Below are 23,958 nucleotides of genomic sequence, written 5' to 3'. Positions count from 1 at the left end.
GGCAGGGTGCGCGATCCGCGTTCGAAAAAAGGGCTGTGGCTTGCCATATAGGCACTGCAGATATTTGCCTGAATGCCCTTGCGCCGGTGCGGCCTGCTTGCAATATGGCCGCGCGGCGTGGGGGCGCTGTTACAAGAGTGTGGAAACATAATGCCCTCCCTGTTCGGGATGACGCCGGCGCGATCTTCGACGCTGCTTCCCTTTGCCTTGCTGATCCTGATGATCCCGCCCTTTCTGGCGGACATGGCATTGCCACTCGGCATGTCGGTATGGGTGCTATACCTACTGCCGCTCACCTTGTCCTACATGACGTCACGGGCGATCATTCCGCCACTGCTGGCGGTGATCGCGACTCTCTTGATGGCGATCGGCTATCAGATCGCGCCGGCGGGCGTCGATCCGACTGTTGCGCAGGTCAATCGCTCGCTCGGGGGCCTAACGGCCTGGTTGTTGGGCGGCCTTGGCTATGCGTTCATTCGCACGAAACTGGCCGTGCGGAGGGAGGAATGGGTTCAGCGATCGCAGATCGGCCTTGGCCGGGCCATGGCGGGCGAACGCAATCTTCAGACGCTGGGCGAAGACCTGCTCCGCAATCTCGTGACACGTCTGGATGCGCAGGCGGCCCTGCTATTCGTCGATGACGGCGCGGCCTATCGCAGGGTCGCCAGCATCGGGGTGCCCCAGGGCGCGGACATTATCAGCTCGACCGGTCCAGACGATGGTCTGATCGGCGTCGCCATCACCGAACGGCGCATTGTCCGCGTCGGTCCGGTGCCGCCATCCTATCTGGCCTATGGCGCCGGCATGGGGCAGGCCGCGCCCACCACCATGCTGGTCGCGCCCGCCTGCGCTGACGATGATGTCGTTGCCGTGCTGGAAATCGGTTTTGCGCAGGAGCCAGACGCCCAGGCGCTGATATTGCTGGAGCGGGCAGGGGAAGCGATCGGCAAGGCGATCCGCGCCGCGCGCTATCGCGAGCGCTTGCAGGAATTGCTGGAGGAGACGCAGCAGCAATCGGAGGAATTGCAGGCGCAAAGCGAGGAGTTGCGCAGCGCGAACGAGGAACTGGAAGAGCAAAGCCGGGTGCTGCTCGATTCTCAGGCGCGCCTGGAAACGCAGCAGGCGGAATTGGAACAGACCAATGTCGAGCTGGAGGAGCAAACGCAGCAGCTGGTTCAGCAGCGCAATGATCTGACCCGGGCGCAGGCGTCGTTGGAGGAGCAGGCGCGCGAACTGGAGCAGGCGAGCCGCTACAAATCCGAATTTCTCGCCAATATGAGCCATGAGCTGCGCACCCCGCTCAATTCGCTACTGATCATGGCGCGATTGCTAGCCGACAATCGAGCAGGAAACCTGACCGCCGAGCAGGTTCGCCATGCCGAAACCATCGAGACGTCGGGCAACGACCTGCTGCTGCTGATCAACGACATATTGGATATTTCGAAGATCGAAGCGGGTCATGTCGACCTTCAGACGCGGCCCATGCGCATCGCGCCGATGGTCGAGAAGCTGCATGCTCTGTTGGAACCGGGCGCGCGGCAAAAGGGGATTGCGCTGCGTATCCCAGCGGCCAGCGCCATGCCGGTCGAGATTGAGAGCGACCCCCATCGGGTGGAGCAGATCCTCAAGAATTTCCTGTCGAACGCGATCAAGTTCACCGACAAGGGCGAAGTCACGCTGACGGTGGAGGAGGCTGGGGACGACGCCATTGCCTTTACCGTCCATGACACGGGCATCGGCATTCCGGTCGAGCAGCAGCAGACTGTCTTTGAACCCTTCCGGCAGGCCGATGGATCGGTCAGCCGCAAATATGGCGGCACCGGGCTGGGCCTGTCCATATCGCGCGAACTGGCGAAATTGTTGGGCGGCGAGATCAGTCTGGTGAGCGCGCCGGGGGAGGGGAGTAGCTTTACGCTCACGCTGCCACGCCATTTCACCGAGACGCCCGTCACCCGTCCGCATTATCGGCCCGCGCCGCGCGAGGCGGCCCCGCTGCTGGCGACCCGCACCGACCTGCCAGCGCCACCGCCGCGCGTCCGGTCTGTCGAGGATGATCGGGACGCCCTGACCGGCGACAGCCGCGTCATCCTGTTTGTCGAGGATGATCCGGCCTTCGCCCGCATATTGTGCGACCTGGCGCGCGAACTGGATTTCCAGTGCCTGTTGGCCGAAAGCGCGGACGAGGGCGTGACGCTGGCGCGCCAGTTCGTGCCGCAGGCGATCATCCTGGACATGGGGTTGCCCGACCATAGCGGGCTGTCCGTGCTCGACCGGCTGAAGCGCGACGTCAATACGCGGCATATTCCAGTGCATTGCGTATCTGTGGCCGACCATGCGCATGCGGCGCTGTCGAGCGGCGCGGTGGGCTATATGTTCAAACCGGTCAAACGGCAGCAGCTTACCGAGGTGCTGGAAGGGTTGCAGCATCATTTTTCCGCGCGCATGCGCCGCGTTCTGCTGGTGGAGGATGACGCCACCCAGCGCGAAAGCCTGCGCCTGCTGCTGGCGACGCGCGATGTCGATACGGTCGAGGCGGCCGACGCAAGCGAATGTCTGGAGCGGCTGTCTACCCAGACGTTCGACTGCATGGTCATGGATCTCAATCTGCCGGACGCATCGGGCTTTGAGCTACTGGAAAAGCTGAGCCGCGATGACAGCCTCTCCTTCCCGCCGGTGATCGTCTATACCGGCCGCGATCTGTCGGCCGAGGAGGAGTTGCGCCTGCGCCGCTATTCCAAGTCGATCATCATCAAGGGGGCAAAGTCGCCCGAGCGGCTGCTCGATGAAGTGACGCTGTTCCTGCACCAGGTGGTCGCCGATCTGCCCGCGCGGCAGCAGGCGATGCTGGCGACCGCGCTCAATCGCGACGCGCTGTTGGAAGGGCGCCAGATATTGGTCGCGGAGGATGATGTGCGCAATATCTACGCACTCACCAGCCTGTTCGAGCCGCATGGCGCCACCGTTCATATCGCGCGAAACGGCGTGGAAGCGCTTAAATTCCTGGAGGGCGAGCGCGGACGGGATATCGACCTGGTGTTGATGGACGTGATGATGCCCGAGATGGACGGGCTGACGGCCACGCGCGAGATCAGGGCCAATCCGAACTGGCGCGACTTGCCGATCATCAGCCTGACCGCAAAGGCGACCGCGCAGGATCAGGCGCAATGCATCGCCGCGGGGGCCAATGATTATCTGGCAAAGCCCCTGGACGTGGACAAGCTGCTATCGCTGGTGCGGGTGTGGATGCCGCGATGACGATCGACGCGGTCGTGGCGAACGACACCATCGAAGAGCTGCAATTGCTTGAGCTTGACTGCCTGCTCGACCTGCTATGGCGCCGCCACCAGTTCGACTTTCGCGGCTATTCGCGCGGGTCGATGCTGCGCCGCATGGTTCGGGCGCAGCAATTTTTCCAGTGCGACAGCTTGTCCATGTTACAGCATCGGATGCTGCACGAACCGGCCATATTGCCCGACCTGCTGAGTTTCCTGACCATCCATGTCAGCGAGATGTTTCGCGATCCCGGCTATTTTCGTGCCCTGCGCGAAGAGGTCATCCCCCATCTCGCGACGTTCCCCTCACTCAAGGTCTGGGTCGCGGGATGCAGCACGGGGGAGGAGCTCTATTCGCTCGCCATCCTGTTTCGGGAGGAAGGGCTGGACAGCCGCACGCTCTTCTATGCCACAGACATCAGCCCGGCCGCGCTGCGCAAGGCGGAAATGGGCATTTACGATCTGGACCGGCTGGCGGGCTTTACCGCCAATCATCAGGCGTCGGGCGCGCGCACATCGCTGAGCGATTATTATACCGCCGCTTATGGCGGTGCGCGCTTTGATCCCAGCCTGCGCGAGCGCACGCTTTTTGCCGAGCATAGCCTGGTCAATGATCAGGTGTTTGGCGAAGTGCATCTCATATCCTGCCGCAATGTCCTCATCTATTTCGATCGCCCCTTGCAGGACCGGGCGATCGGATTGTTCCAGGACTCGTTGGTCCGAGGCGGTTTTCTGGGTCTGGGCGCCAAGGAAACCTTGCGTTTTTCAACCCATGCAAATGCATTTAGCGAATTTGCCGCGCAGGAGCGGATTTACAGGAAAGCCCAAAGCGCAGGAAATGTCGTCCATGTCTGAAGAAGCGCCGATCAATTTCCTGCTGGTGGACGATGTGCCCCAGAATCTGGAAGCGCTCGAAGCGCTGCTGGCCAATGACGGACTGCGCCTGTTCAAGGCGCAGTCGGGCGCGCAGGCGCTGGAACTGATGCTGGAGCATGAATTCGCGCTGGCGTTGCTCGATGTGCAGATGCCGGAAATGGACGGGTTCGAACTGGCCGAGATCATGCGCTCGACCGAGCGGACCCGCGCTATTCCGATCATCTTTCTGACGGCTGTCGCGACCGATGAACAGCGCCGCTTTCGCGGATATGAGGCCGGTGCGGTCGATTATCTGCTCAAGCCCATCGACACGCGCATGCTGCGCAGCAAAACCGATGTCTTTTTCGAACTGAGCCGGCAGCGCCAGACATTGGCACGCCAACGCGATGCCTTGCGCGACACGGCGGAGCAGCTGGCGACGACGCTCAACCGCCTCAATGCCCATCGCGACAATTCGCCGCTGGCCATCGTGGAATTCGAGCCTGACCTGAGGCTGATCAGCTGGACACGCGGGGCGGAACGGCTGTTCGGCTGGTCGGCCGAGGCGGTGCTGGGACGCCATGCCGGAACCATCGGATGGATGGATGTGGACACGGCCGGTGCGGTCACGCGCCATGTCGCGGCCCTGACGCTTGGCGGGGAACAGCGCGACATGCAGGTCCATGCCGTCCAGCGGATCGACGGCGCGTCGCTGGAATGTGAATTTTATTATTCCCTGTTGCTGGACCATCAGGGCAAGCCGGCTTCCGTTAGCGTCCAGATTCTGGATATTACCGAACGGCGGCGGGCGGAGGAAACACAGCATCTTTTGATCGGGGAGCTTAACCACCGGGTCAAGAATACGCTCGCGTCAGTACAGGCGATCGCCTTCCAGACGATCAAAGGAGCGCCCAGCCCCGCTGAATTCGCTGACAAATTTACCGGTCGCCTTCAGGCGCTGGCGCAGGCGCATTCGCTGCTCAGCCGCCAGACCTGGCAAAGCGCCAGCCTGTCGCAACTGGTGCAGGATCAACTCGACCTGGGCACGATCGATGAGGGACGATGTTCGGTGTCCGGCCCTCAGGTCGAATTGTCGCCCAACCTGGCGCTGCATCTGGCGCTGGTCCTGCACGAACTGGGCACCAACGCCGCCAAATATGGCGCGCTATCCAACCGCGAGGGGCATGTGTTCATCGACTGGCGGATAGTGAATGAACGATTGTTGCTTAGCTGGCGCGAAAGTGGCGGGCCGGCCGTCACCCCGCCAACGCGCAAGGGCTTCGGCACGATATTGGTCGAACGCAGCCTTTTGGGGGAGGGTGGGGCGGTGAGCGCCGACTATCCGGTCGAAGGCGTGCACTGGCAGTTCGACCTTCCCTGGTCCCCGGCCACGACGGACATGGGATCGGCCAGCCCACCTCCCGGCGCGGCAGTCCATGAACCGATCATCTATGGCGAACGGCTCAACAGCCACACCATCCTTGAAGGGCTGGAATTTCTGGTGGTGGAGGATGAACCGCTGATCGCGTTCGAACTCGCCGACGTGTTGACCGAAGCCGGCGCGCGGGTGGTCGGGACGCCATCGACCCTGGACGATGCGGTCAATGCAGCCGAAACACTTGCTTTCGACGCGGCGATCCTCGACGGCAACCTGCAAGGGGCGGCGGTCGATCAGATCGCCGAAGCGCTGGATCGCCGGGGCATACCCTTTCTGTTCCTGTCTGGCTATGGACCCGAGCATCTGCCCGTCGCCTTCAACGAGCGGCCGTTGCTGAACAAGCCGTTCGACAGAGGCCATCTGCTCACCATCTTGCGGCACATCGTCAAGTCGCCGACGCCTGAACCGGTGCCCGCGCGCCACGTTGCGAATTAGGGCGCGAGCACCGTATCGACCGCCTGGGCCAAAGTGTCCGGATAGTCGAGGGTATAGTGTAAGCCGCGGCTTTCCTTGCGATGGAGCGCGGAGCGAACGACGAGCCGCGCCACTTCCAGCAGGTTGCGCAATTCGATGAGGTCGGGCGTCACCCGGAAATTGCCGTAATAATCGTCAACCTCGCGCGAAAGCAGGTCGATGCGGTGTTGCGCCCGCTCCAGCCGCTTGGTGGTGCGCACGATGCCGACATAATCCCACATGAAGCGGCGGATTTCCTTCCAGTTATGCTGGACGATGACTTCCTCGTCGCTGTTGGTGACGCGGCTTTCGTCCCACGCGCGGATCGGCGGGGGCGGGGGCAGGTCGTCCCAGGAGCCACGGATATGCTTGGCCGCCGCTTCTCCAAAAACGAAACATTCCAGCAGGGAGTTGGACGCCAGGCGATTGGCTCCGTGAAGGCCGCTTTCGGTCACTTCGCCAGCGGCATAGAGGCCGGGCAGGTCGGTGCGGCCATCAAGGTCGATGATGACGCCGCCACAGGTATAATGCTGCGCCGGGACGACCGGGATCGGCTCCTTGGTAATGTCGATGTCGAGATCCAGCAGCCGGGCATAGATGGTCGGGAAATGATGCCTCACGAATTCCGGCGGCCTGTGGCTGATGTCGAGATGGACATAGTCCAGCCCCAGGCGCTTGATTTCATGGTCGATGGCGCGTGCCACGATGTCACGCGGGGCGAGTTCCGCGCGCGCGTCGAAACGCGGCATGAAGCGTTCGCCGCCACCCGGCACGCCGGGGGGGAGTTTTAGATGACCGCCTTCGCCGCGCACCGCTTCAGTGATCAGGAAATTCTTGACCTCCAGATTATAGAGGCAGGTGGGGTGAAACTGGTTCATCTCCATATTGGAAACGCGGCACCCCGCGCGCCAAGCCATGGCGATGCCGTCCCCGGTCGCGCCGCGCGGCGCGGTGGAGAAGAGATAGGTGCGGCCTGCGCCGCCAGTGCACAGGATGGTTGCGCGGCCCAGCAGTGCGTCGACGCGCTTGGTCGCCTTGTTAAAGGCATAGACGCCCCAGACATGGCCGTCGCCCGAATAGCGCTCGCCATGGCGCGAGGTGATAAGGTCGATCGCGACCATATCCTCCATCAAGGTGATGTTGGGATTGGCGCGCGCGGCCTTGAGCAAGGCGACCTGGACGGCGTGGCCGGTGGCGTCGTCGACATGGACGATGCGGCGATGGCTGTGCCCGCCTTCGCGCGTAAGGTCCCAGCGCTTGCCAAAGGCGTCGCCGCCATCCTCGCTGGGGTTGAAGGGCACGCCGAGCGCCGCGAGCCGCTCGATCGCGGCGGGCGCTTCGGACACGACGAATTCCACCGTCGCGCGATTGTTGAGGCCCGCGCCGGCGACCATCGTGTCGTCGACATGCGCCTCAAAACTGTCACCCGCGTCGAGTACAGCAGCAATGCCGCCCTGCGCCCAGTTGGTCGACCCGCTGTCGAGCGCGCCCTTGGCCAGCACCAGGACCTTGCGATCCTGCGCGAGGTTGATGGCGGCCGTCAGTCCGGCGGCGCCAGAACCGATGATGATGACGTCATGGGGGGTGGTGGGCATATATAGCGCTCTTGCTGCTTCTGTTCTACGCCCCTTCCGCAGACGGAAGGGGGGACTGTTTCGCGTTACGCCGCCGCCGTCAGATGCAGGAACACATCCTCCAGGTCCGGGTCGCGGGTCACCACATCGACGATCGACAGGCCGCTTGCCTGCACGGCGCTCAGCACTTGGCCGGCATTGGCGCGGTCCTTGCTGTAGGTGATGGTGAGTGTGCGTTCGCCGGACAGTTCCACCTTTTCGAAACAGGGGGCATCTGGCGCGGCCGTCACATCGCGATCGACCGTTACCTGCACGACCTTCTCCTGTGCCATGGCGATCAGTTCGCGTGTCGGCTTGTCGGTGATCACCTTGCCATGATTGATGATCCCGATGCGGTCACACAGTTCCTCGGCTTCCTCCAGATAATGGGTGGTGAGCACGATGGTGACGCCCATGGCATTGAGTTCGCGGACGTAGTCCCATAATTGCTGGCGCAATTGCACGTCGACGCCGGCGGTGGGTTCGTCCAGCACCAGGATGGGTGGCGAATGGACCATGGCCTTGGCGACCAGCAGCCGACGCTTCATACCGCCCGACAGGGTGCGGGCATAGGCATTGGCCTTGTCGTCCAGATGCACCGCGCGCAGCAATTCCATCGACCGGCGCTTGTCCTTGGGCACGCCGTAGAAGCCTGCCTGATTGTCCAGCGTCTCCAGCGGCGTAAAGAAGGGGTCGAAGACGATTTCCTGCGGCACGATGCCGATCGAATTCTTGGCGTTGCGCGGATTGACGTCGATGTCGAAGCCCCAGATGCGCACGTCGCCGGCCGTCTTGTTCACCATGCCGGCCAGGATGTTGATCGTGGTCGACTTGCCCGCGCCATTGGGGCCGAGCAGGCCGTAAATCTGGCCGCGTGGAATGGTGAGGTCGATGCCGTCGAGCGCGCGCTTGCCGCCCTTGTAGACCTTGGTGAGGTTACGGATTTCGATAGCGGCTTGCGGGGCAGGGCTGTCAGTCATGCCTGTTCTATGGGGATGGCGACAGAAGAAGGGAAGAGGGCGGAGGCATTGGGGAGGCTAAGGATCGCCTGGCGGCCTTTCGGGATCGGGGCCGGCAAGACATGGAGTGCCCCGAGTGGGTTGAATATGGGCTTGATGATTTCCGCCGGGACGCTTTTCGTGTAGGGGTAGGATTCCCAAGGTGTGGGCATGCGTTCCAAAACCCGCACTGCTATTGGTCCTTTCCATCCGCCTCTCATCTGGAGACTATTGATGAAAATCGCCCTGATTACGGAAAACAGCCAGGCGGCGAAGAATTCGACGATCCATTCGGCATTGACCGCCGTTGCCGAACCGCTGGGCCATGAAGTGTTCAACTATGGCATGTATACGGCCGAGGATAAGGCTTCGCTGACCTATGTCATGAATGGCATCCTGACCGGCATCCTGCTCAATTCCAAGGCGGCCGACTTCGTCGTTACCGGCTGCGGCACGGGCATGGGTTCCATGCTGGCATGCAATGCCATGCCCGGCGTGTTTTGCGGCCTGGTCATCGATCCGACCGACGCTTTCCTGTTCGCACAGATCAATGACGGCAACGCCATTTCCATGCCCTATGCCAAGGGTTTTGGCTGGGCCGCCGAGCTGAACCTGCAGGATGTCTACCGCAAGCTGTTCGAAGGCGAGCGGGGCCTTGGCTATCCCAAGGAACGGGCCGAAATCATGGCCAAGAATCGCGGCATCCTGAAATCATTGAAGGACGCTTCGTGCAAGGACATGGTGACGGTATTGAAGTCGGTCGATCAGGATCTGCTCAAGGCCGCGATCGCCGGTGAACGCTTCCAGGAGTATTTCTTCGCCAATGCGCAGGATGAGGCCATTCGCGATTATGTGAAGGGCGTTCTGGAAGGGGCGCCGGCATTGGCTGACGCCTGAGTATGAGGCGACCGGGCGGCAATCGCGCCGTCCGGTTTGCTCTTAAAAATCTTCGGCGATATCCATGAGCGCGAGCAGCTTCTTCGGCGCAACCTGCCGCCAGCTAGCGCGAAGCCGATCGCCGATGTGGTCCCAGTCATTGGCGCCTTGGTCCAGCCGGATGCCGACCCAGTCCGTGCCGAAATAGGCCGGGCGATAATATCGGTCGGGGTCCGCATCGATCAACGCCGCCTGTTCGTCCGGTGCGGTGGTCTTGACCAGCAGTGCAACGATGCCGTCGCCATGATGGTCGCGGGTGAACCAAGCGAATTTCTTGCCCTTTTCAATCCCGAAACATGGCATGCCATGGGAGGTGATCTCGTCTGCCTGGGGCAGGGCAAGGGCAATTTCCCGGACGCGGTTGAGCATCCATTCGGGCTGCTGCTCGCGCGTGACGAACTCCGCCAGCGTGCGCGAATAGAGCTGGTGCTCGGCGATCAGGATGCGGGCGGCAAGGCTGTCGGCGCTATCGTCCGGCAGGATCGCGACCGCAGTCTGCGCCAGAACCGGCCCGTCGTCCAGTTCGGCCGTCACGACATGAACGGAGCAGCCAGCTTGGCTGTCGCCTGCGTCGATGGCGCGCTGGTGCGTGTCGAGGCCCTTATATTTGGGCAGCAGGCTGGGATGGATATTGAGCATCCGGTTTTCCCAGCCGGCAACGAATTCCGGCGACAGCAGCCGCATATATCCCGCCAGAGCGACATAGGCCGCACCCGCTGCGCGCAATTGGGCATCGATGATCGAATCGAATTCGGCGCGTTTCAGCCCCTTGTGGCTGTAGCCAAAGGTGGCGATGCCCTCCGCCGCCGCCAGCGCCAGGCCCGGTGCGGCCGGGTCATTGGCGGCGACCAGCACGATCTCATAGGGGCAGTTGTCAGCCTTTGCGGCATAGAGCAACGCCGCCATATTCGACCCCCGCCCGGAAATCAGAACAGCGACCCTGGCTTTTGCCATCATTTTCCCTCCGTTCCGCCGGACAAGGTTGGTGGCATCACCCCAGATGGGTGGCCGACCAGTCTGCTTTCGCGCTCCAGCTGTCAGCGCTGCCCCGGACGGTGCAGCCCTTTTCCCCGGTAACGACCGCGCCGATGGCGAACACGGCTTCGCCCGCATCCTCCAGCGCCTTCGTAACGGCGGTAACATGCGCCTCATCCACGGCCAGCACCATGCCGATGCCGCAGTTGAACGTGCGCGCCATCTCCTCCGGCTCGATATGGCCCTGTGCCTGCAAGAAGGCCATCAGCCGGGGCTGAACCCAGGCGTCGGCTTCGATCACGGCGTGCGCGCCTTCGGGCAGGACGCGGGGTATATTTTCCAGCAAGCCGCCACCGGTGATATGCGCCAGCGCGTTGATCAAGCCCGCGCGCACCAGCGGCAGCAAGCTTTTCACATAGATGCGCGTGGGCGCCATCAGCGCGTCGATCAGCAGCACGTCCTGGTCGAACAGGGCAGGGCGGTCGAGCCTCCACCCCTTGTCGGCGGCAAGGCGGCGGACCAGCGAATAGCCGTTTGAGTGCACGCCCGAAGAGGCGAGGCCCAGCAGCACGTCGCCGGGTTTCACCCGGTTACCGGTCAGTGCCTTGGATCGTTCCACCGCGCCGACGCAAAAACCCGCAAGGTCATAGTCGCCATCGGCATACATGCCCGGCATTTCGGCGGTTTCGCCGCCAATGAGCGCGCAGCCCGCCTGACGACATCCCTCGGCAATGCCGGCGATGACGCGTTCGGCGACGCCGCTTTCCAGCCGACCGGTCGCATAATAATCAAGGAAGAAGAGCGGCTCTGCCCCCTGGACGATCAGGTCATTGGCGCACATCGCGACCAGATCGATGCCGACACCATCATGGCGGCCATGGTCGATCGCGAGCTTGAGCTTGGTGCCGACGCCATCATTGGCCGCGACCAGCAACGGGTCATCATAGCCCGCGGCCTTGAGATCGAAAAAGCCGCCAAAGCCGCCCAGTTCCGCGTCAGCGCCCGGCCGGCGCGTCGCCTTTGCCAGGGGGGCGATGGCGCGGACCAGGGCATTGCCCGCGGCGATGTCGACGCCAGCCTTGGCGTAGCTGTAGGATTCGTTGTCGCTCATGATCAGCGCCCCTAGAACAAAGAGGCGCAAAACGGAAGCTTGGCATCCCGGGCATTACGCGCCAAAAGGGTGCGCGTGAGCCTGAGCCCGTCCCTGTCCCGCCCCCTGTTCCGGCCCATGGCGCTGGTGCGCCTGCTGTCCCGGCCTGTCCAGATCGCGATCGCCATCGGTCTTGGCTTGCTGGCCGCCGCGCTGTTCGCGCAGATGGAGGGGGAACGCGGCGTCCCGCCAATCGCCAGCGGCGGCGATTTCGAGGTGACAGGCGTCAAGGTGGATGTGGAAGCCAAGGACGCTGACAGCGCGCGCTATGCCGGCTGGCGCATGGCGCAGCGACAGGCCTGGCGGATGTTGTGGAGCCGCACCCATGGCGGTGCGGGCGCGCCGGCGCTGTCCGATTCGCAGTTGGAAGCGATGATTTCAGGGATCGAAATCGAGCAGGAGCAGGTGGGCCCCACCCGTTATGTCGCTACGCTGGGCGTCATGTTCGATCGCGCGCGCACCGGGCAGTTGCTCGGCGTGTCGGGCAATGTCCGTCGGTCGCCGCCGCTGCTGGTCATTCCGGTGATGTGGGATGGCGGGTCCGCCGTTTCCTACGAGCGGACCAATGAATGGCAGAAGGCTTGGGCGCGCTATCGGACCGGCGAAAGCGCCATCGATTATGTGCGCGTCGCCGGATCAATCGCCGATCCGATCCTGCTCAATGCTGGCCAGACCGGGCGACGCGGCCGGCTGTGGTGGCGGGTGCTGCTCGACCAATATGGCGCGGCCGATGTCGTCATCCCGATCGTGCGGTTGGAGCGCGCCTATCCCGGCGGCCCGATTACCGCGACCTTTACGGCGCGCTATGGCCCGGACAACAGCCTGATCGGCAGCTTTGCGCTGCGGGCGTCGAACGCCAGTGGCCTGGCGCAGATGCTGGACGAAGGCGCGAAGCGGATCGACACGCTCTATACCGGCGCGCTCAACGACGGCCGCCTGCGTCCTGACCCCTCGCTCATCATCGAGGAGCCGGTCGATCCCGCCACGCTGGAGATTGAAAATGCCGTCGAAGCGCCGATCGAGGCGATCGATGTGCCGGTTGCGGGCGTCAGCACGACCGGCAGCTTTACGATCCAATATGACACGCCGGACGTCAGTTCGGTGGGCGCAGGCGAATCGGCCGTCCGGTCCATCCCGGGCGTGCGTTCGGCATCGACCAGCAGTTTGGCGCTGGGCGGCACATCGGTCATGCAGGTCGGGTATGACGGCAGCATCGACATGCTGCGCACCGGGCTTCAGGCGCGCGGTTATCAGGTCGCCGTGGCTGGAACGACGCTGCGCATCACGCGGCGACAGGCGCCGCCTCCCGCGCAATGAGCCAGATCAGCCTTCCGTTCGAAGGCCATGAAGGGAGGGGCGAAGGCGATTTTCTTGTCAGCGACGCCAATCGTGTCGCCGTTGCCTATCTGGAGCGTTGGCGGGATTGGCCGCTGTCCATTGCCGTTCTGACTGGCCCGCCGCGTTCGGGACGGTCGACACTGGCACGTCAGTTCGCCCGCATGAGCGGTGGCGATGTCATCGATGATGCGCATGAGGGTGACCGCCCGCTGGACGATCATCGGCTATTTCATGCCTGGAACGCCGCGCAGACGGAGCATCGCCCGCTTCTGCTCGTAGGGCAGGCACCGCCCGCCACCTGGCCCGTCACCTTACCCGACCTACGCTCCCGTCTGGCCGCCGTCCCCCATGTCGGCATCGATGCACCCGACGAGATGCTGACCCGCGCACTCATCCAGCGCAGTTTCGATGCCGCTGGCGCGGCGTATTCTGCGGATTTGCCAGATTGGCTGGCGCGGCGGATCGACCGATCCTACGCCGCCATCGAAACGATCACGCGCCTGCTGGATCGCGCTGCCTTGTCATCTGGACGCAAGATTTCGGTCGCAATGGCGAAAGAGGCCCTGCAATCTGCGGGTATCCTGCCTATAGTCCCGCCCGATCCTTCCTCAGTGCAACGCGAGTAGTCCGTGGCCGAAGCCGATCCCATTGCCAATCTGTCGCTGCCCAGCGACCGCTATTTCAATCGTGAGCTGTCCTGGCTGGCGTTCAACCAGCGCGTGCTGGAAGAGGCGATGAACCGCGCCCATCCGCTGCTGGAGCGCTTGCGCTTCCTGTCGATTTCGGGCGCGAACCTTGACGAGTTTTTTTCCGTGCGGGTCGCAGGGCTTAAAGGGCAACAATTACAGAATGTCGACATGCGCTCCGCCGACGGGCTGACTCCGGCGCAGCAACTGTCCGCGATTACCGAGACGACAGGCACGCTGATGCGCGCGCAGCAGAAAGTGTGGGGCGCGCTCCATGGCGAACTGACGCAGGTTGGCGTCGAGGTCATCGGCCCTTCGGCCGACATGGACAATGTCTGCGCCGCTTGGCTGCGCGAACATTTTCTGACGCAGATCTTCCCGATCCTGACCCCCCAGGCCCTCGACCCGGCACACCCCTTTCCCTTCATTCCCAACCAGGGGCTGTCGATCGTTTTCGATCTCGAGCGCCTGTCGGACAAGCAGCCGATCCGCGAGCTGGTGATGATCCCATCGTCGCTCGCGCGGTTCGTGCGCGTGCCAGGGGACCCAGCGCGCTACATGGCGCTGGAGGCGGTGATCCGGCGCTTTTCGGAGGACCTCTTCCCTGGCTATCGCGTTCGCAACAGCGGCGTCTTCCGCATCATCCGCGACAGCGACATCGAAATCGAGGAGGAAGCGGAGGATCTGGTCCGCTATTTCCGCAGCGCCATCAAACGCCGCCGCCGCGGCCGTGTTATCCGCATGGAAATCGAGGAGCGCATTCCCGAACCGGTCGAGGAAATGTTGCAGGACATGCTCCAGGGGCATGACGCGATCATCGAGGAGGTGGAGGGTTTTGTCGGCATCGGCGACTTGTCCGGCATCGTCGATGAAGATCGGCCAGACCTCAAATTCGAACCCTATGCGCCGCGCTTTCCCGAACGTATCCGCGAATATGGCGGCGACTGTTTCGCCGCGATCCGGGCCAAGGACATTGTCGTCCATCACCCCTATGAAGCGTTCGACGTCGTCATATCCTTCCTGAAACAGGCGGCGTCCGACCCGGATGTGGTCGCGATCAAGCAGACGCTCTACCGCGCGGGCAAACAGTCGGCGATCATCCGGGCGCTCATCGACGCCGCCGAAGCGGGGAAGTCCGTGACCGCAGTGGTCGAACTCAAGGCGCGATTCGACGAAGAACAGAATTTGATGTGGGCGGACGCGCTGGAGCGTGCGGGCGTGCAGGTCGTCTACGGCTTCATCGACTGGAAGACCCATGCCAAGGTGTCGATGGTCGTGCGGCGCGAAGGAGAGCAGTTCCGCACCTATTGTCATTTCGGCACCGGCAATTACCACCCGATCACCGCGCGGATTTACACTGACTTGAGCTTCTTCACCGCCAATCCCGATTATGGCCGCGATGCCGCAGCGTTGTTCAACTATATCACCGGCTATGTCGAACCGCAGGGTCTGGAAAAGCTGGTGATGAGCCCGCGCGACCTGCGCAATCGGCTGTGTGAACTGATCGAGGCGGAAATCGATCATGTGCGCGCCGGGCGGCCCGGCACCATCTGGGCCAAGATGAACAGCCTGGTCGATCCCGCGATCATCGAAAAACTCTATGCCGCCAGCAATGCCGGGGTGCGGATCGAGCTGATCGTGCGCGGCATTTGCTGCCTGCGGCCGGGGGTGCCGGGCATGTCTGAAAATATCCGCGTGAAGTCGGTGGTCGGCCGTTTCCTGGAACATAGCCGCATCACCGTGTTCGGCAATGGCAAGGCGCTGCCCAACAACGGCGCGAAAGTCTATATCAGCTCGGCGGACTGGATGCCGCGCAATTTCGATCGCCGTGTGGAATTTTTGGCCCCGGTGGAAAGCGGCACCGTGCACGACCAGATCGTCGACCAGGTGATGGTCGCCAACCTTATCGATACGGAACAGAGCTGGGAGCTGGATGCCGAAGGCCATTATAGCCGGGTCGAGGCAGGCGAGAAGCCGTTCAACCTGCATCGCTATTTCATGACCAATCCGTCGCTTTCGGGACGCGGCGCGGCTCTGGACAGCGACGCCGTCCCGACCTTGCGTTTGCGCAGCGGGGGTTGAACGCGGCCATGAATTCGATGCTGAGCCGCGTGCGCGCCGCAGCCGAACAGATGGTGACATCGCCCGAGCCCGCCCATGCGCGCACGGCGATCATCGATATCGGGTCGAACAGCGTGCGCCTGGTCATCTATGACGGACCGCGCCGCATCCCCTTCATCCTGTTCAATGAAAAGGTGATGGCCGGACTGGGCGCCTCGCTTGCCCGCACCGGTGCGATCGAACCCGAAGCAATGGAGCGCGGCCTGCGCGCCATCGGTCGGTTTGCGCATCTGTGCCGGTCGATGAAGGTTGCCGATATACGCTGCGTCGCCACGGCGGCAGTGCGCGATGCAACCAACGGACCCGACTTCATCGCCCGCGCCAAGGACATGGGGCTGACGGTCGAATTGCTCACCGGCGCGCAGGAAGCGATCGGCGCAGCCATGGGTGTCCTGTCGGGCATTCCCGGCGCGGACGGCATTGTCGGCGATTTGGGCGGCGGCAGCCTGGAACTGGCGCGGGTGCGGGACGGGGCGGTGGAACAGACCATATCGCTGCCGCTGGGCGTGCTGCGCCTGCCGCAGATCCGCGCCAAGGGGCCGCGTGCCTTGGAGCGCGCCGTCGCCAAGATGCTGGACAAGGCCGGATGGGCCGCTGAACCAGGCTTGCCCTTTTACATGGTCGGCGGGTCGTGGCGTGCGCTGGCGCGGTTCGATATGCAGCTGACCCATTTTCCGCTGCCCGTCGTCCATCAATATGAAATGACGGCTGCGCGCGCCGAACAGCTGACCCGTATCGTCAGCCATGTCGACAAGGCCCGGCTGAAACAGATACCGGCCATGACGGGATCGCGCGTGCCGACGCTGCCGGACGCCGCCGCTCTGCTGTCGGTTGTGGTGCGCCAGCTCAAGTCGAGCCGTCTGGTCGTGTCCGCTTATGGCCTGCGCGAAGGGCTGCTTTACGGAGCGCTGCCGCCCGATATCCAACGGCACGATCCGCTATTGGTCGCAGCAGAGGCGGAAGGGGAGGCGCAGGCGCGGTTTCGCGGCCATGGGGATCGGATCGACCGCTGGATCGCTCCGCTTTTTACCGATGACGATGCGTCGGGTCGCCGTATCCGCCGGGCCGCCTGCTTGCTGGCCGATGTAAGCTGGCGCGCTAATCCCGACTTTCGGGCGGAGCGGGGTGTCGAAATCGCTTTGCACAGCAACTGGGTGGGTATTGACGCGGCGGAACGAGCGATGCTGGGACAGGCGCTCAGCAGTCATTTTGGCGGAGGGGTGGCACCGCTGCCGGCGCTGGAGCGAATCGCCATGACGGACCGGTTGCAGCGCGCCATTTTATGGGGCCTCGCCATCCGCCTGGCTCAACGCATGTCGGGTGGAGTGGAGGCGCCATTGGCGGTATCGCGGCTGGAACGGCATGATGACCGCATCGACCTGTATCTGCGCGCCGAGGATGCCGATCTTTATGGCGAAGCCGTCGAACGCCGCCTGCGGCATCTGGCCCAGGCCATGGGGTTTAAATATCGGATGATGAACGGCTGACGGGCGCCAAGGCGCCCGTCCCATTCAAACGCTTATCACGCTTATTCGCTCTCGCCGGTGGTTGGCGTCGCGGGGCCGCCGGCGGTTGCGGCGTCAGCGGGCGCCGCGCCTTCGACGCTTTGGGCGGCGTTGGTTGCATCGCCCGCCGCTTCGGCCGGCGTGGCGCTCGCTTCTGCTGGCTCAGGGTCGGCCGCGGGCAGCGGCAGGTTGGACCCTTGCGTGTTCAGCCAGGCGATCAAATTGGCGCGATCGGCCGGATTGCCCAGGCCGGCGAAGGTCATCTTGGTGCCTGGTGCAAATTCACGAGGGCTTTTGAGCCAGGCGTCCATATTTTCGAACGTCCACTGACCGCCCTTGCTCTTGAGCGCATCGGAAAAGGCAAAGCCCGCCTTGCCCACGGCAATCGCTTCGCCGACCGTGCCCCACAGATTGGGACCGATGCCATTGGCCCCGCCCTGGTTCACGGTGTGGCAGGCGGCGCATTTGGCGAACACCTTTTCGCCCGCCGCGACGTCGGCGCTGGCCAGCAGGGTGTTGAGGCTGGGCCCGCTGTCGCCGCCTTCGCCTTCGGCCTCCACGCCCTCGATGGCATAGCCCATCTTTTCCGGCCGTTCGGTTTCGAAATATTTGGAACTGACGATCGCGCCACCCAGGGCGATGATGCCTGCAAACAAAGCCCAGCCCGCCACGGTATTGAAACGATCGCCCATCTCGCTCGACTTCCCTTGCTTTTGTCTTGGCGGCTGTCAGTCGCGCCCCCTCTTGAGCGCTGCCATAATCGGGCTGGCGCGATGGTGCAAGCCGGGTTGATAGACGAATGCGCAGGGCGCTTGCGCCGGCCGGGGGGAAATCCTAAGCGCGCAGGCGCAAATGGAAAATTATCCTGCCCCCGCCCGCGCGATCGTCGCGGACCAGGCTGCCAAGGCCGCAGCCAACCCCGCGCGCGCCGTCGCCTATCAGGGCGCGCCCGGCGCCAATTCGCATCTGGCGGCGCTTGGCTATGCACCCGATTGCGTGCCCTTGCCCTGCTTCGCGTTTGAAGACGCCATCGACGCTGTGCGCAAGGGCGAGGCGGACCGCGCCATCATCCCGATCGAAAACAGCCTGCACGGGCGCGTGGCGGACATGCATTTCCTGCTGCCCGAATCGGGGCTCCATGTCATCGATGAATATTTCCTGCGCATTCGCCACTGCCTGATGGCGCCCGATGCGACGCCTGTAACCAGCGCGGTCAGTCATGTTCAGGCGTTGGGCCAGTGCCGCCACTATCTGCGCGAACGCGGCATTCAGCCGGTCGCCTATGCCGATACGGCGGGCGCGGCGGCACTCGTCGCCGAACGCAAGACGCCGGGGGAAGGGGCAATCGCGCCCTATCTGGCGGCCGAACTTTATGGGTTACGGCTGGTCGCGGAAAATATCGAGGATAGCGACGACAATATGACTCGCTTCCTTGTGCTGGCGCGTGAGGCGAAAATGCCGGTCGCAGGCATCGGCCCGGTCATGACCACTTTCCTCTTCGAAGTGAAGAATGTGCCCGCCGCGCTTTACAAGGCGATGGGCGGATTTGCCACCAACGGCGTCAATATGACCAAGCTGGAAAGCTATCAGCGCGGCGCCAGCTTTGCCGCCACGGAATTTTTCTGCGACATCGAAGGCATGCCGGGCGATGCGGCGGTCGACCGGGCGCTGGCCGAACTGGAATTCCACACCAAATGGGTCCGGCAGCTTGGCAGCTACCGTCAGGCCCGTCCGCGCACCTGACCCAAGCGGCGGCGGCGCGTCTCCACCCGACGCTCTCCACCCTTTCGCCCGTAATGCTTCAAGGGTATAGGCCGACCATGGTTGCTGCCATCCTTCTGTCCGCCTTGGCGATGAGCGTCATCGTCGGCGTGCGTTACCTGCTGGCAAGCGGTGGTTTCGCGCTCGCGACGCGCATTCGCCAGCCCGGTCTCTACCGAGGGCTGGAACGGCAGATGGGGCGGGAAGTGCGCTGGTCGCTCTTGTCTGCGGTCATTTACGGCGTGCCGGCGGGGATCGTCGCCTGGGGCTGGCAGGCGCGCGGCTGGACGCAAATTTACAGCGACATTGGCGACTATCCGCTCTGGTATCTGCCGCTGTCGGTGCTGCTCTATCTCGCCGCGCATGATTGCTGGTTCTATTGGACGCACCGCTGGATGCACCAGCCGCGCCTGTTCCGCATCGCCCATGCGGTGCATCATGCCAGCCGCCCCCCAACCGCCTGGGCCGCGATGAGCTTTCATCCCTGGGAAGCGCTCACCGGTGCGATCGTCATTCCGGCGCTCGTGTTCATAATACCGATCCATGTCGGCGCGCTGGCCGTCGTCCTGACCGTCATGACGGTCATGGGGGTCAGCAACCATATGGGGTGGGAAATGTTTCCGGGCTGGATGGTGCGCGGGCCGCTGGGCGCCTGGCTGATCACGGCGAGCCATCATCAGCGCCACCATGAATATTATGCTTGCAATTACGGCCTGTATTTTCGTTTCTGGGATCGTCTGTGCGGCACCGACAAAGGGTTGGGCAAATTTGCGAAGGGACGCACGTGAAGGCGGTTGGTCTGTGTCTGGCGGGGTTTTTTTCGATGGGTGCGGCGCCCGTCACTTTGCCACAGCCCCTCAGCATGGCGCTGGAAGGGCTGCGTTCGGCCAAGGGCCAGATTCTGATTTGCGTGACGCGCGATCCGGATCATTTTCCCGACTGCACGGATGACCCTGACAAGCGGCATTTTTCCATACCCGCGTCCAGCGACCCCGTGACGCTGGGTCAATTGGCGCCGGGCAGCTATGCCATCGCGATCATTCATGACGAAAATCGCAATGGGCGGTTGGATACCTTCGCCGGCATTCCGCGCGAAGGCGTGGGCTTCTCTCGCAACCCTGTCCTGCGCTTTGGCGCGCCCAGCTTCCGATCCGCCAGTTTCACGATCAGCGGCGTGCCGGTCGAACAGGATATTCAGCTGAAATATTTCCTGTGACGGAAATCGGGAACCTGTAACCCCCCCGAAACATTCTGCCTTCCGAATAGAGATTTGAAAACAGGGGTTCTCATGCCATCCTTCCGTAGCCTTTTGGCCACGACATTTGTCGCGTCCCTGTCATTCACCATGACCGCGCAGGCGCAAGAGGCGGAGGATCACAGCAATCTGACGATCGGCGTCGGCGCGGCCGCCGTGCCGAGCTATGAAGGGTCCGACGATTATCGTGTCATCCCGATCCCGCAGCTGCGGGGCAAGGTTCACGATTTCGCCTTCTGGACGCGCGGGCCTGCCCTCTTCGTCGATGTCATTCCCAATCGCAGCGACGAAGGTATCGACATTCAGCTTGGCCCCGTCGTGGGCGCACGGTTCGACCGCACCAGCCGCAAGCGCATCAAGGATGACTCCGTCGCCGCGCTGGGCAAGCTCGACACCGCGATCGAGGTGGGCGGCTTCGTCGGGATCGGAAAGACCGGCGTCATCACCAGCGCCTATGACAATATTTCGGCACGCGTCACCATCACCAAGGACGTTGCCGGCGCACATGACAGCATGATCGTGACGCCCGCGATTGAATATTTCACCCCTTTGTCGATCCGCAGCTTCGTTGGCCTGGGCGTGTCGGCCGATTATGTCGGCAAGAAATATGGCCGCTATTATTTCGACGTGACGCCCGAACAAGCCGTCGCGAGCGGCCTGCCGGCCTATGATCGCGCTGGCGACGGGTCGGGCTTTCGCAAGGTCAATTTCAACCTGACCGGTGGGTATTCCCTGTCGGGCGACATCCGGCGCGGCTGGACGCTGTTTGCCCTTGGCAGCTATTCGCGCATGCTCGGTGATTATGCGGACTCGCCCGTGGTCGCCATCGCCGGATCGAAGGACCAGTGGATCGGCGCGATAGGGGTCGGCTACACCTTCTGACGGCATCCTGCCTTGTTCGATGGGGGTGACGCCCCACATAAGGCGCTGTAAGGCAGCGGCCTTGACGGACCAACTTGGCAGGAGATGACGACGTGGCGACCCTGGGACTGAGCGAGACTGAAAAGGCGGCAGTGGAGGCATTTCGCCGTGACGTCGTCGATCCTTCGCGCACCAGTCTGGTCATTGTCGATTTCTGGGCCGAATGGTGCGGCCCCTGCAAGCAGCTGGCCCCGGTAATCGAAAAGGTCTGCGCCGACTATGCCGCCAAGGGCGTCAAGCTGGTCAAGGTCAATGTCGATGAAAACGGCTTTATCGCAAGCCAGTTTCGCGTGCAGTCGATCCCGACGGTTTATGCCGTTTTTCAAGGTCAGCCGGTGGCCGATCTGTCGCAGGCGCGGACGGAAGGGCAGTTCAAGCAATATCTTGACCAATTGCTGGCACAGCTTCCGATAGAATCCGATGAAAAGGCGCTGCAACAGGAAGTCGCGCCGCTGATCGCCATGGGGGAGGAAATGCTCGCGGGGGGCGAGCATGAACGCGCCCTTTCGATCTTCTTGCAAATCGCGGAGATGGATCCGGACAATGCCGAGGTCATGAGCGGCCAGGCCCGCGCATTGATCGCGCTTGGCCGACTGGACGAAGCCGAAGCGCTGATCGCCGGCCTCCCACCTGAAGTAGCAAAGCATCCGGCGATCGATCAGGCCCGCGCGGCGATCGCGCTCAAGCGCGAAGCGCGTCCGACGGCTGATCTGTCGGACCTGGAATCAAAGGTCGCCGCCGACCCCGATGATCATCAGGCGCGTTTCGATCTGGCGGCGGGCCTGATGGGCAATGGCGATCGCGACGGCGCCGCCGACATGCTGCTGGAAAGTGTCCGGCGCGACCGCGGATGGAATGATGGCGCGGCGCGCGCTCAGCTGGTGAAGATTTTCGAGGCAGTGGGTCTGGAAGATCCTTGGGTTGCAACGCAGCGGCGGAAACTGTCGCAGATATTGTTCGCGTAACGACGATGGCGGCGACGCGCGTCTCCATCTTTCCGCTAGCGGGCGCGCTGCTGCTGCCGGGTATGGACCTGCCCCTGCATATTTTCGAGCCGCGCTATCGCGCCCTCATCCATGACGCAATGGCGCGGGACCGCCGGATCGGCATGATCCAGCCGCGTGGCGACGGTCCGGTGCCACCGCTTTATGATGTCGGATGCTTGGGCCATGTCAGCCATATAGAGGCTCTGGAGGATGGTCGCTTCAACATCATATTGACCGGCCTCGCCCGGTTCCGGGTTCTGCGCGAACTGCCTGTGGCGACGCAATTCCGCCAGGTCGAGGCGGAGGTGGAACAGGCGAGGGGTGAGGACGAAGTGTTGTCCGCAGTGGAACGCGCCGCGCTGGAGCAGGAATCGCGACGCTTTGCCGACATGCTGGGCTATGTCGTCGACTGGACGGCGGTATCGCGGCTGGACGATGTGGCATTGGTGAATGGCATTGCGCAAATCGCGCCGTTCGATCCTGCGTCCAAGCAAACCCTGCTGGAAGCCGACAGCCTTTCCGAACGGTCGGAGCGCATCATGCAATTGATGCAGATCATTGGCCGGATCGAGCGCGACGGCGGCGCGACGCTGCAATGATCGAACCGGACGCAAATTTCCCTCCCATTGACCCGTGGTTATTGGAAAAGCTGGTATGCCCAGTTACGCGGACACCGCTGCGCTGGGATGCCGGGCGGCATGCCTTGGTTTCGGAGGCGGCCGGGCTCGCTTTTCCAGTGCGTGACGGCGTGCCCCTGCTGGTGGCAAGGCAGGCGCGTCCGCTGTAAGGCGCGGTTAAGTGGCCACTGCTATGAGGTGCCTCGCGCCAAACGGTCACAGCAGATAAGGTAAACCCGATGTTCCTGCCAATGCTCCTTCTCGCCCTGGCGACCCCGGTTTCCACGCCGGCGGCGGTTCCCGCGCCAGCCGTCGATCCGCTGCCCATGTCAGACACGCGGGGACTGACCTGCGCCGACGATAGCTCCGTTCGCGACATCGTGATTGATTTCACGGCCGGGCGCTGGCGGGAATCCGGGCGGAAATGGAGCAAGATCATCGCGCAGGACGATGCGACGATTACATTGGTCAAGCAGGGCGGCGGGCTGCTCAGCGATCTGCGCCGGGTCGAACAGCTGGACCGCGCGACGTTGGTGCTGTCGACCGAGTTGCACACGGGGCTGATCGACGAAAAGCGGGCCTATCATTGCCGTGTCGTGCCGCCTTTCGACGCCGATCGACAGATTTAAAGTCTGGCTGCGTTATCGCTGCGCCGCGATACATTCCACCTCCAGGGGCGCGCCCAGAGCAAGTCCATTCGCGCCAAAGGCGCTGCGGGCCGGCAGGCGCTTGCCCTTGAAATAGGGCAGATAGGCCGCGTTGAAGCGTGGCCAGTCCGTCATGTCGGCCAGCATCACCGTGCATTTGACGATGTCGTCATAGTCGAGTCCATTGGATTTCAGGATTGTGCCGACCGCATCCATCGCGCCTTTGACTGCGGCATCAAATCCGTCCGTATGGCGGTCCATCCCCTCCGGCACTTGGCCGATCTGGCCGGACAGGAAGAGGAGACCGCCGGCTGGCACCGCCGGTGAAAAGGGCAATTGGGCGGGCAGCGGTTGCGGCGTAGCAGCGGGCTGCGCCATGGCCGGCGCGGCGGCCAGCAACAGGCTGGCGATGAGGGCGAACTTCATGGCGA

22 protein-coding genes are annotated in these 23,958 nt (G+C 63.2%); 16 read left to right on the top strand and 6 right to left on the bottom strand.

The features are described from left to right. Positions 1-150: 150 nt before the first annotated feature. The 3 genes from SKA58_RS15635 to SKA58_RS15625 are packed head-to-tail and all read left to right on the top strand — an operon-like array spanning position 151 to position 6,000. On the top strand, positions 151-3,255 hold the full coding sequence (locus SKA58_RS15635) for a response regulator (RefSeq protein ID WP_009823440.1): 3,105 nt from the start codon (positions 151-153) through the stop codon (positions 3,253-3,255). Further along, a complete protein-coding gene (locus SKA58_RS15630; RefSeq protein ID WP_050763073.1) occupies positions 3,252-4,127 on the top strand; it encodes a CheR family methyltransferase in 876 nt (291 codons plus the stop codon). Before SKA58_RS15635 ends, SKA58_RS15630 begins: the two co-directional genes overlap by 4 nt. Next, entirely contained in the window at positions 4,120-6,000 is a 1,881-nt protein-coding gene (locus tag SKA58_RS15625; protein WP_050763056.1) for a response regulator, read from the top strand. The genes SKA58_RS15630 and SKA58_RS15625 overlap by 8 nt, the downstream gene beginning before the upstream one ends. Here SKA58_RS15625 and nadB read toward each other — a convergent pair. Continuing rightward, positions 5,997-7,613 carry an L-aspartate oxidase gene (nadB, locus tag SKA58_RS15620; RefSeq protein ID WP_009823437.1) on the bottom strand — a complete coding sequence of 539 codons (1,617 nt, stop codon included), beginning with the start codon at positions 7,611-7,613 and terminating at the stop codon, positions 5,997-5,999. The two genes, SKA58_RS15625 and nadB, sit on opposite strands and share 4 nt — an antisense overlap. A 65-nt stretch (positions 7,614-7,678) precedes the next feature. After that, entirely contained in the window at positions 7,679-8,611 is a 933-nt protein-coding gene (locus tag SKA58_RS15615) for an ABC transporter ATP-binding protein (protein ID WP_009823436.1), read from the bottom strand. 252 nt (positions 8,612-8,863) lie between these two features. Between SKA58_RS15615 and SKA58_RS15610 the strand changes: the two genes are divergently transcribed. Then, positions 8,864-9,526, top strand: coding sequence for an RpiB/LacA/LacB family sugar-phosphate isomerase (locus SKA58_RS15610; protein WP_009823434.1), 663 nt, complete (start codon positions 8,864-8,866; stop codon positions 9,524-9,526). Positions 9,527-9,568: 42 nt separating this feature from the next. Here SKA58_RS15610 and purN read toward each other — a convergent pair whose 3' ends face one another. Together purN and purM are read right to left on the bottom strand one after the other, a co-directional pair. Beyond that, positions 9,569-10,519, bottom strand: coding sequence for a phosphoribosylglycinamide formyltransferase (gene purN, locus SKA58_RS15605; protein WP_037543888.1), 951 nt, complete (start codon positions 10,517-10,519; stop codon positions 9,569-9,571). 37 nt (positions 10,520-10,556) lie between these two features. Next, the gene (gene purM / locus SKA58_RS15600; protein ID WP_009823432.1) at positions 10,557-11,651 is read right to left on the bottom strand and encodes a phosphoribosylformylglycinamidine cyclo-ligase; all 1,095 of its coding nucleotides are present in this window, start codon (positions 11,649-11,651) and stop codon (positions 10,557-10,559) included. Between the two features lie 117 nt (positions 11,652-11,768). On the opposite strand from purM, the gene SKA58_RS15595 reads away from it, so the two are divergent. Genes SKA58_RS15595 through SKA58_RS15580 form a run of 4 tightly spaced genes read left to right on the top strand, consistent with a single transcriptional unit; the run spans position 11,769 to position 17,322 of the window. Then, positions 11,769-13,007, top strand: coding sequence for a hypothetical protein (locus SKA58_RS15595; protein ID WP_009823431.1), 1,239 nt, complete (start codon positions 11,769-11,771; stop codon positions 13,005-13,007). Further along, entirely contained in the window at positions 13,004-13,654 is a 651-nt protein-coding gene (locus SKA58_RS15590; RefSeq protein WP_009823430.1) for a chromosomal replication initiator protein DnaA, read from the top strand. Before SKA58_RS15595 ends, SKA58_RS15590 begins: the two co-directional genes overlap by 4 nt. Positions 13,655-13,657: 3 nt before the next feature. Next, a complete protein-coding gene (locus tag SKA58_RS15585; RefSeq protein WP_009823429.1) occupies positions 13,658-15,796 on the top strand; it encodes an RNA degradosome polyphosphate kinase in 2,139 nt (712 codons plus the stop codon). Positions 15,797-15,804: 8 nt separating this feature from the next. Continuing rightward, positions 15,805-17,322 (top strand): Ppx/GppA family phosphatase, encoded by a 1,518-nt coding sequence (locus tag SKA58_RS15580; protein WP_009823428.1) that lies wholly within the window; start codon positions 15,805-15,807, stop codon positions 17,320-17,322. 41 nt (positions 17,323-17,363) lie between these two features. Here the strand turns inward: SKA58_RS15580 and SKA58_RS15575 are convergent, their stop codons facing one another. Further along, a complete protein-coding gene (locus tag SKA58_RS15575; protein WP_009823427.1) occupies positions 17,364-18,032 on the bottom strand; it encodes a c-type cytochrome in 669 nt (222 codons plus the stop codon). A 160-nt stretch (positions 18,033-18,192) separates the two neighbouring features. On the opposite strand from SKA58_RS15575, the gene SKA58_RS15570 reads away from it, so the two are divergent. The 8 genes from SKA58_RS15570 to SKA58_RS15540 all read left to right on the top strand — a co-directional run bounded on the left by SKA58_RS15570 (position 18,193) and on the right by SKA58_RS15540 (position 23,509). Next, positions 18,193-19,083: a prephenate dehydratase gene (locus SKA58_RS15570; RefSeq protein WP_009823426.1), complete on the top strand. Its 891-nt coding sequence runs from the start codon at positions 18,193-18,195 to the stop codon at positions 19,081-19,083. 77 nt (positions 19,084-19,160) lie between these two features. Continuing rightward, a complete protein-coding gene (locus SKA58_RS15565; protein ID WP_009823425.1) occupies positions 19,161-19,889 on the top strand; it encodes a sterol desaturase family protein in 729 nt (242 codons plus the stop codon). A gap of 35 nt (positions 19,890-19,924) precedes the next feature. Then, positions 19,925-20,317 (top strand): DUF2141 domain-containing protein, encoded by a 393-nt coding sequence (locus SKA58_RS15560; protein WP_050763072.1) that lies wholly within the window; start codon positions 19,925-19,927, stop codon positions 20,315-20,317. Positions 20,318-20,410: 93 nt separating this feature from the next. Further along, entirely contained in the window at positions 20,411-21,238 is an 828-nt protein-coding gene (locus tag SKA58_RS15555; RefSeq protein WP_232209448.1) for a MipA/OmpV family protein, read from the top strand. A gap of 92 nt (positions 21,239-21,330) precedes the next feature. Further along, positions 21,331-22,242: a tetratricopeptide repeat protein gene (locus SKA58_RS15550; RefSeq protein WP_009823422.1), complete on the top strand. Its 912-nt coding sequence runs from the start codon at positions 21,331-21,333 to the stop codon at positions 22,240-22,242. 5 nt (positions 22,243-22,247) lie between these two features. Then, a complete protein-coding gene (locus tag SKA58_RS15545) occupies positions 22,248-22,862 on the top strand; it encodes an LON peptidase substrate-binding domain-containing protein (protein ID WP_009823421.1) in 615 nt (204 codons plus the stop codon). Further along, positions 22,859-23,050 (top strand): Trm112 family protein, encoded by a 192-nt coding sequence (locus tag SKA58_RS19560; protein ID WP_009823420.1) that lies wholly within the window; start codon positions 22,859-22,861, stop codon positions 23,048-23,050. The genes SKA58_RS15545 and SKA58_RS19560 overlap by 4 nt, the downstream gene beginning before the upstream one ends. A gap of 81 nt (positions 23,051-23,131) precedes the next feature. After that, positions 23,132-23,509 carry a hypothetical protein gene (locus SKA58_RS15540; protein ID WP_037543779.1) on the top strand — a complete coding sequence of 126 codons (378 nt, stop codon included), beginning with the start codon at positions 23,132-23,134 and terminating at the stop codon, positions 23,507-23,509. Between the two features lie 12 nt (positions 23,510-23,521). Here the strand turns inward: SKA58_RS15540 and SKA58_RS15535 are convergent, their stop codons facing one another. Then, entirely contained in the window at positions 23,522-23,953 is a 432-nt protein-coding gene (locus tag SKA58_RS15535) for a RidA family protein (RefSeq protein ID WP_009823418.1), read from the bottom strand. Positions 23,954-23,958 lie beyond the last annotated feature (5 nt).

Source organism: Sphingomonas sp. SKA58, assembly GCF_000153545.1.
Lineage (GTDB): Bacteria > Pseudomonadota > Alphaproteobacteria > Sphingomonadales > Sphingomonadaceae > Sphingobium > Sphingobium soli.
This window is presented reverse-complemented; position numbering and strand designations above follow the sequence as displayed.

Bases quoted from the DNA above. Each gene is read 5' to 3' on its own strand.
- SKA58_RS15635 (WP_009823440.1), top strand. From the start codon at position 151: ATGCCCTCCCTGTTCGGGATGACGCCGGCGCGATCTTCGACGCTGCTT.
- SKA58_RS15630 (WP_050763073.1), top strand. From the start codon at position 3,252: ATGACGATCGACGCGGTCGTGGCGAACGACACCATCGAAGAGCTGCAA.
- SKA58_RS15625 (WP_050763056.1), top strand. From the start codon at position 4,120: ATGTCTGAAGAAGCGCCGATCAATTTCCTGCTGGTGGACGATGTGCCC.
- nadB (WP_009823437.1), bottom strand. From the start codon at position 7,613: ATGCCCACCACCCCCCATGACGTCATCATCATCGGTTCTGGCGCCGCC.
- SKA58_RS15615 (WP_009823436.1), bottom strand. From the start codon at position 8,611: ATGACTGACAGCCCTGCCCCGCAAGCCGCTATCGAAATCCGTAACCTC.
- SKA58_RS15610 (WP_009823434.1), top strand. From the start codon at position 8,864: ATGAAAATCGCCCTGATTACGGAAAACAGCCAGGCGGCGAAGAATTCG.
- purN (WP_037543888.1), bottom strand. From the start codon at position 10,519: ATGGCAAAAGCCAGGGTCGCTGTTCTGATTTCCGGGCGGGGGTCGAAT.
- purM (WP_009823432.1), bottom strand. From the start codon at position 11,651: ATGAGCGACAACGAATCCTACAGCTACGCCAAGGCTGGCGTCGACATC.
- SKA58_RS15595 (WP_009823431.1), top strand. From the start codon at position 11,769: ATGGCGCTGGTGCGCCTGCTGTCCCGGCCTGTCCAGATCGCGATCGCC.
- SKA58_RS15590 (WP_009823430.1), top strand. From the start codon at position 13,004: ATGAGCCAGATCAGCCTTCCGTTCGAAGGCCATGAAGGGAGGGGCGAA.
- SKA58_RS15580 (WP_009823428.1), top strand. From the start codon at position 15,805: ATGAATTCGATGCTGAGCCGCGTGCGCGCCGCAGCCGAACAGATGGTG.
- SKA58_RS15575 (WP_009823427.1), bottom strand. From the start codon at position 18,032: ATGGGCGATCGTTTCAATACCGTGGCGGGCTGGGCTTTGTTTGCAGGC.
- SKA58_RS15570 (WP_009823426.1), top strand. From the start codon at position 18,193: ATGGAAAATTATCCTGCCCCCGCCCGCGCGATCGTCGCGGACCAGGCT.
- SKA58_RS15565 (WP_009823425.1), top strand. From the start codon at position 19,161: ATGGTTGCTGCCATCCTTCTGTCCGCCTTGGCGATGAGCGTCATCGTC.
- SKA58_RS15560 (WP_050763072.1), top strand. From the start codon at position 19,925: ATGGGTGCGGCGCCCGTCACTTTGCCACAGCCCCTCAGCATGGCGCTG.
- SKA58_RS15545 (WP_009823421.1), top strand. From the start codon at position 22,248: ATGGCGGCGACGCGCGTCTCCATCTTTCCGCTAGCGGGCGCGCTGCTG.
- SKA58_RS19560 (WP_009823420.1), top strand. From the start codon at position 22,859: ATGATCGAACCGGACGCAAATTTCCCTCCCATTGACCCGTGGTTATTG.
- SKA58_RS15540 (WP_037543779.1), top strand. From the start codon at position 23,132: ATGCTCCTTCTCGCCCTGGCGACCCCGGTTTCCACGCCGGCGGCGGTT.
- SKA58_RS15535 (WP_009823418.1), bottom strand. From the start codon at position 23,953: ATGAAGTTCGCCCTCATCGCCAGCCTGTTGCTGGCCGCCGCGCCGGCC.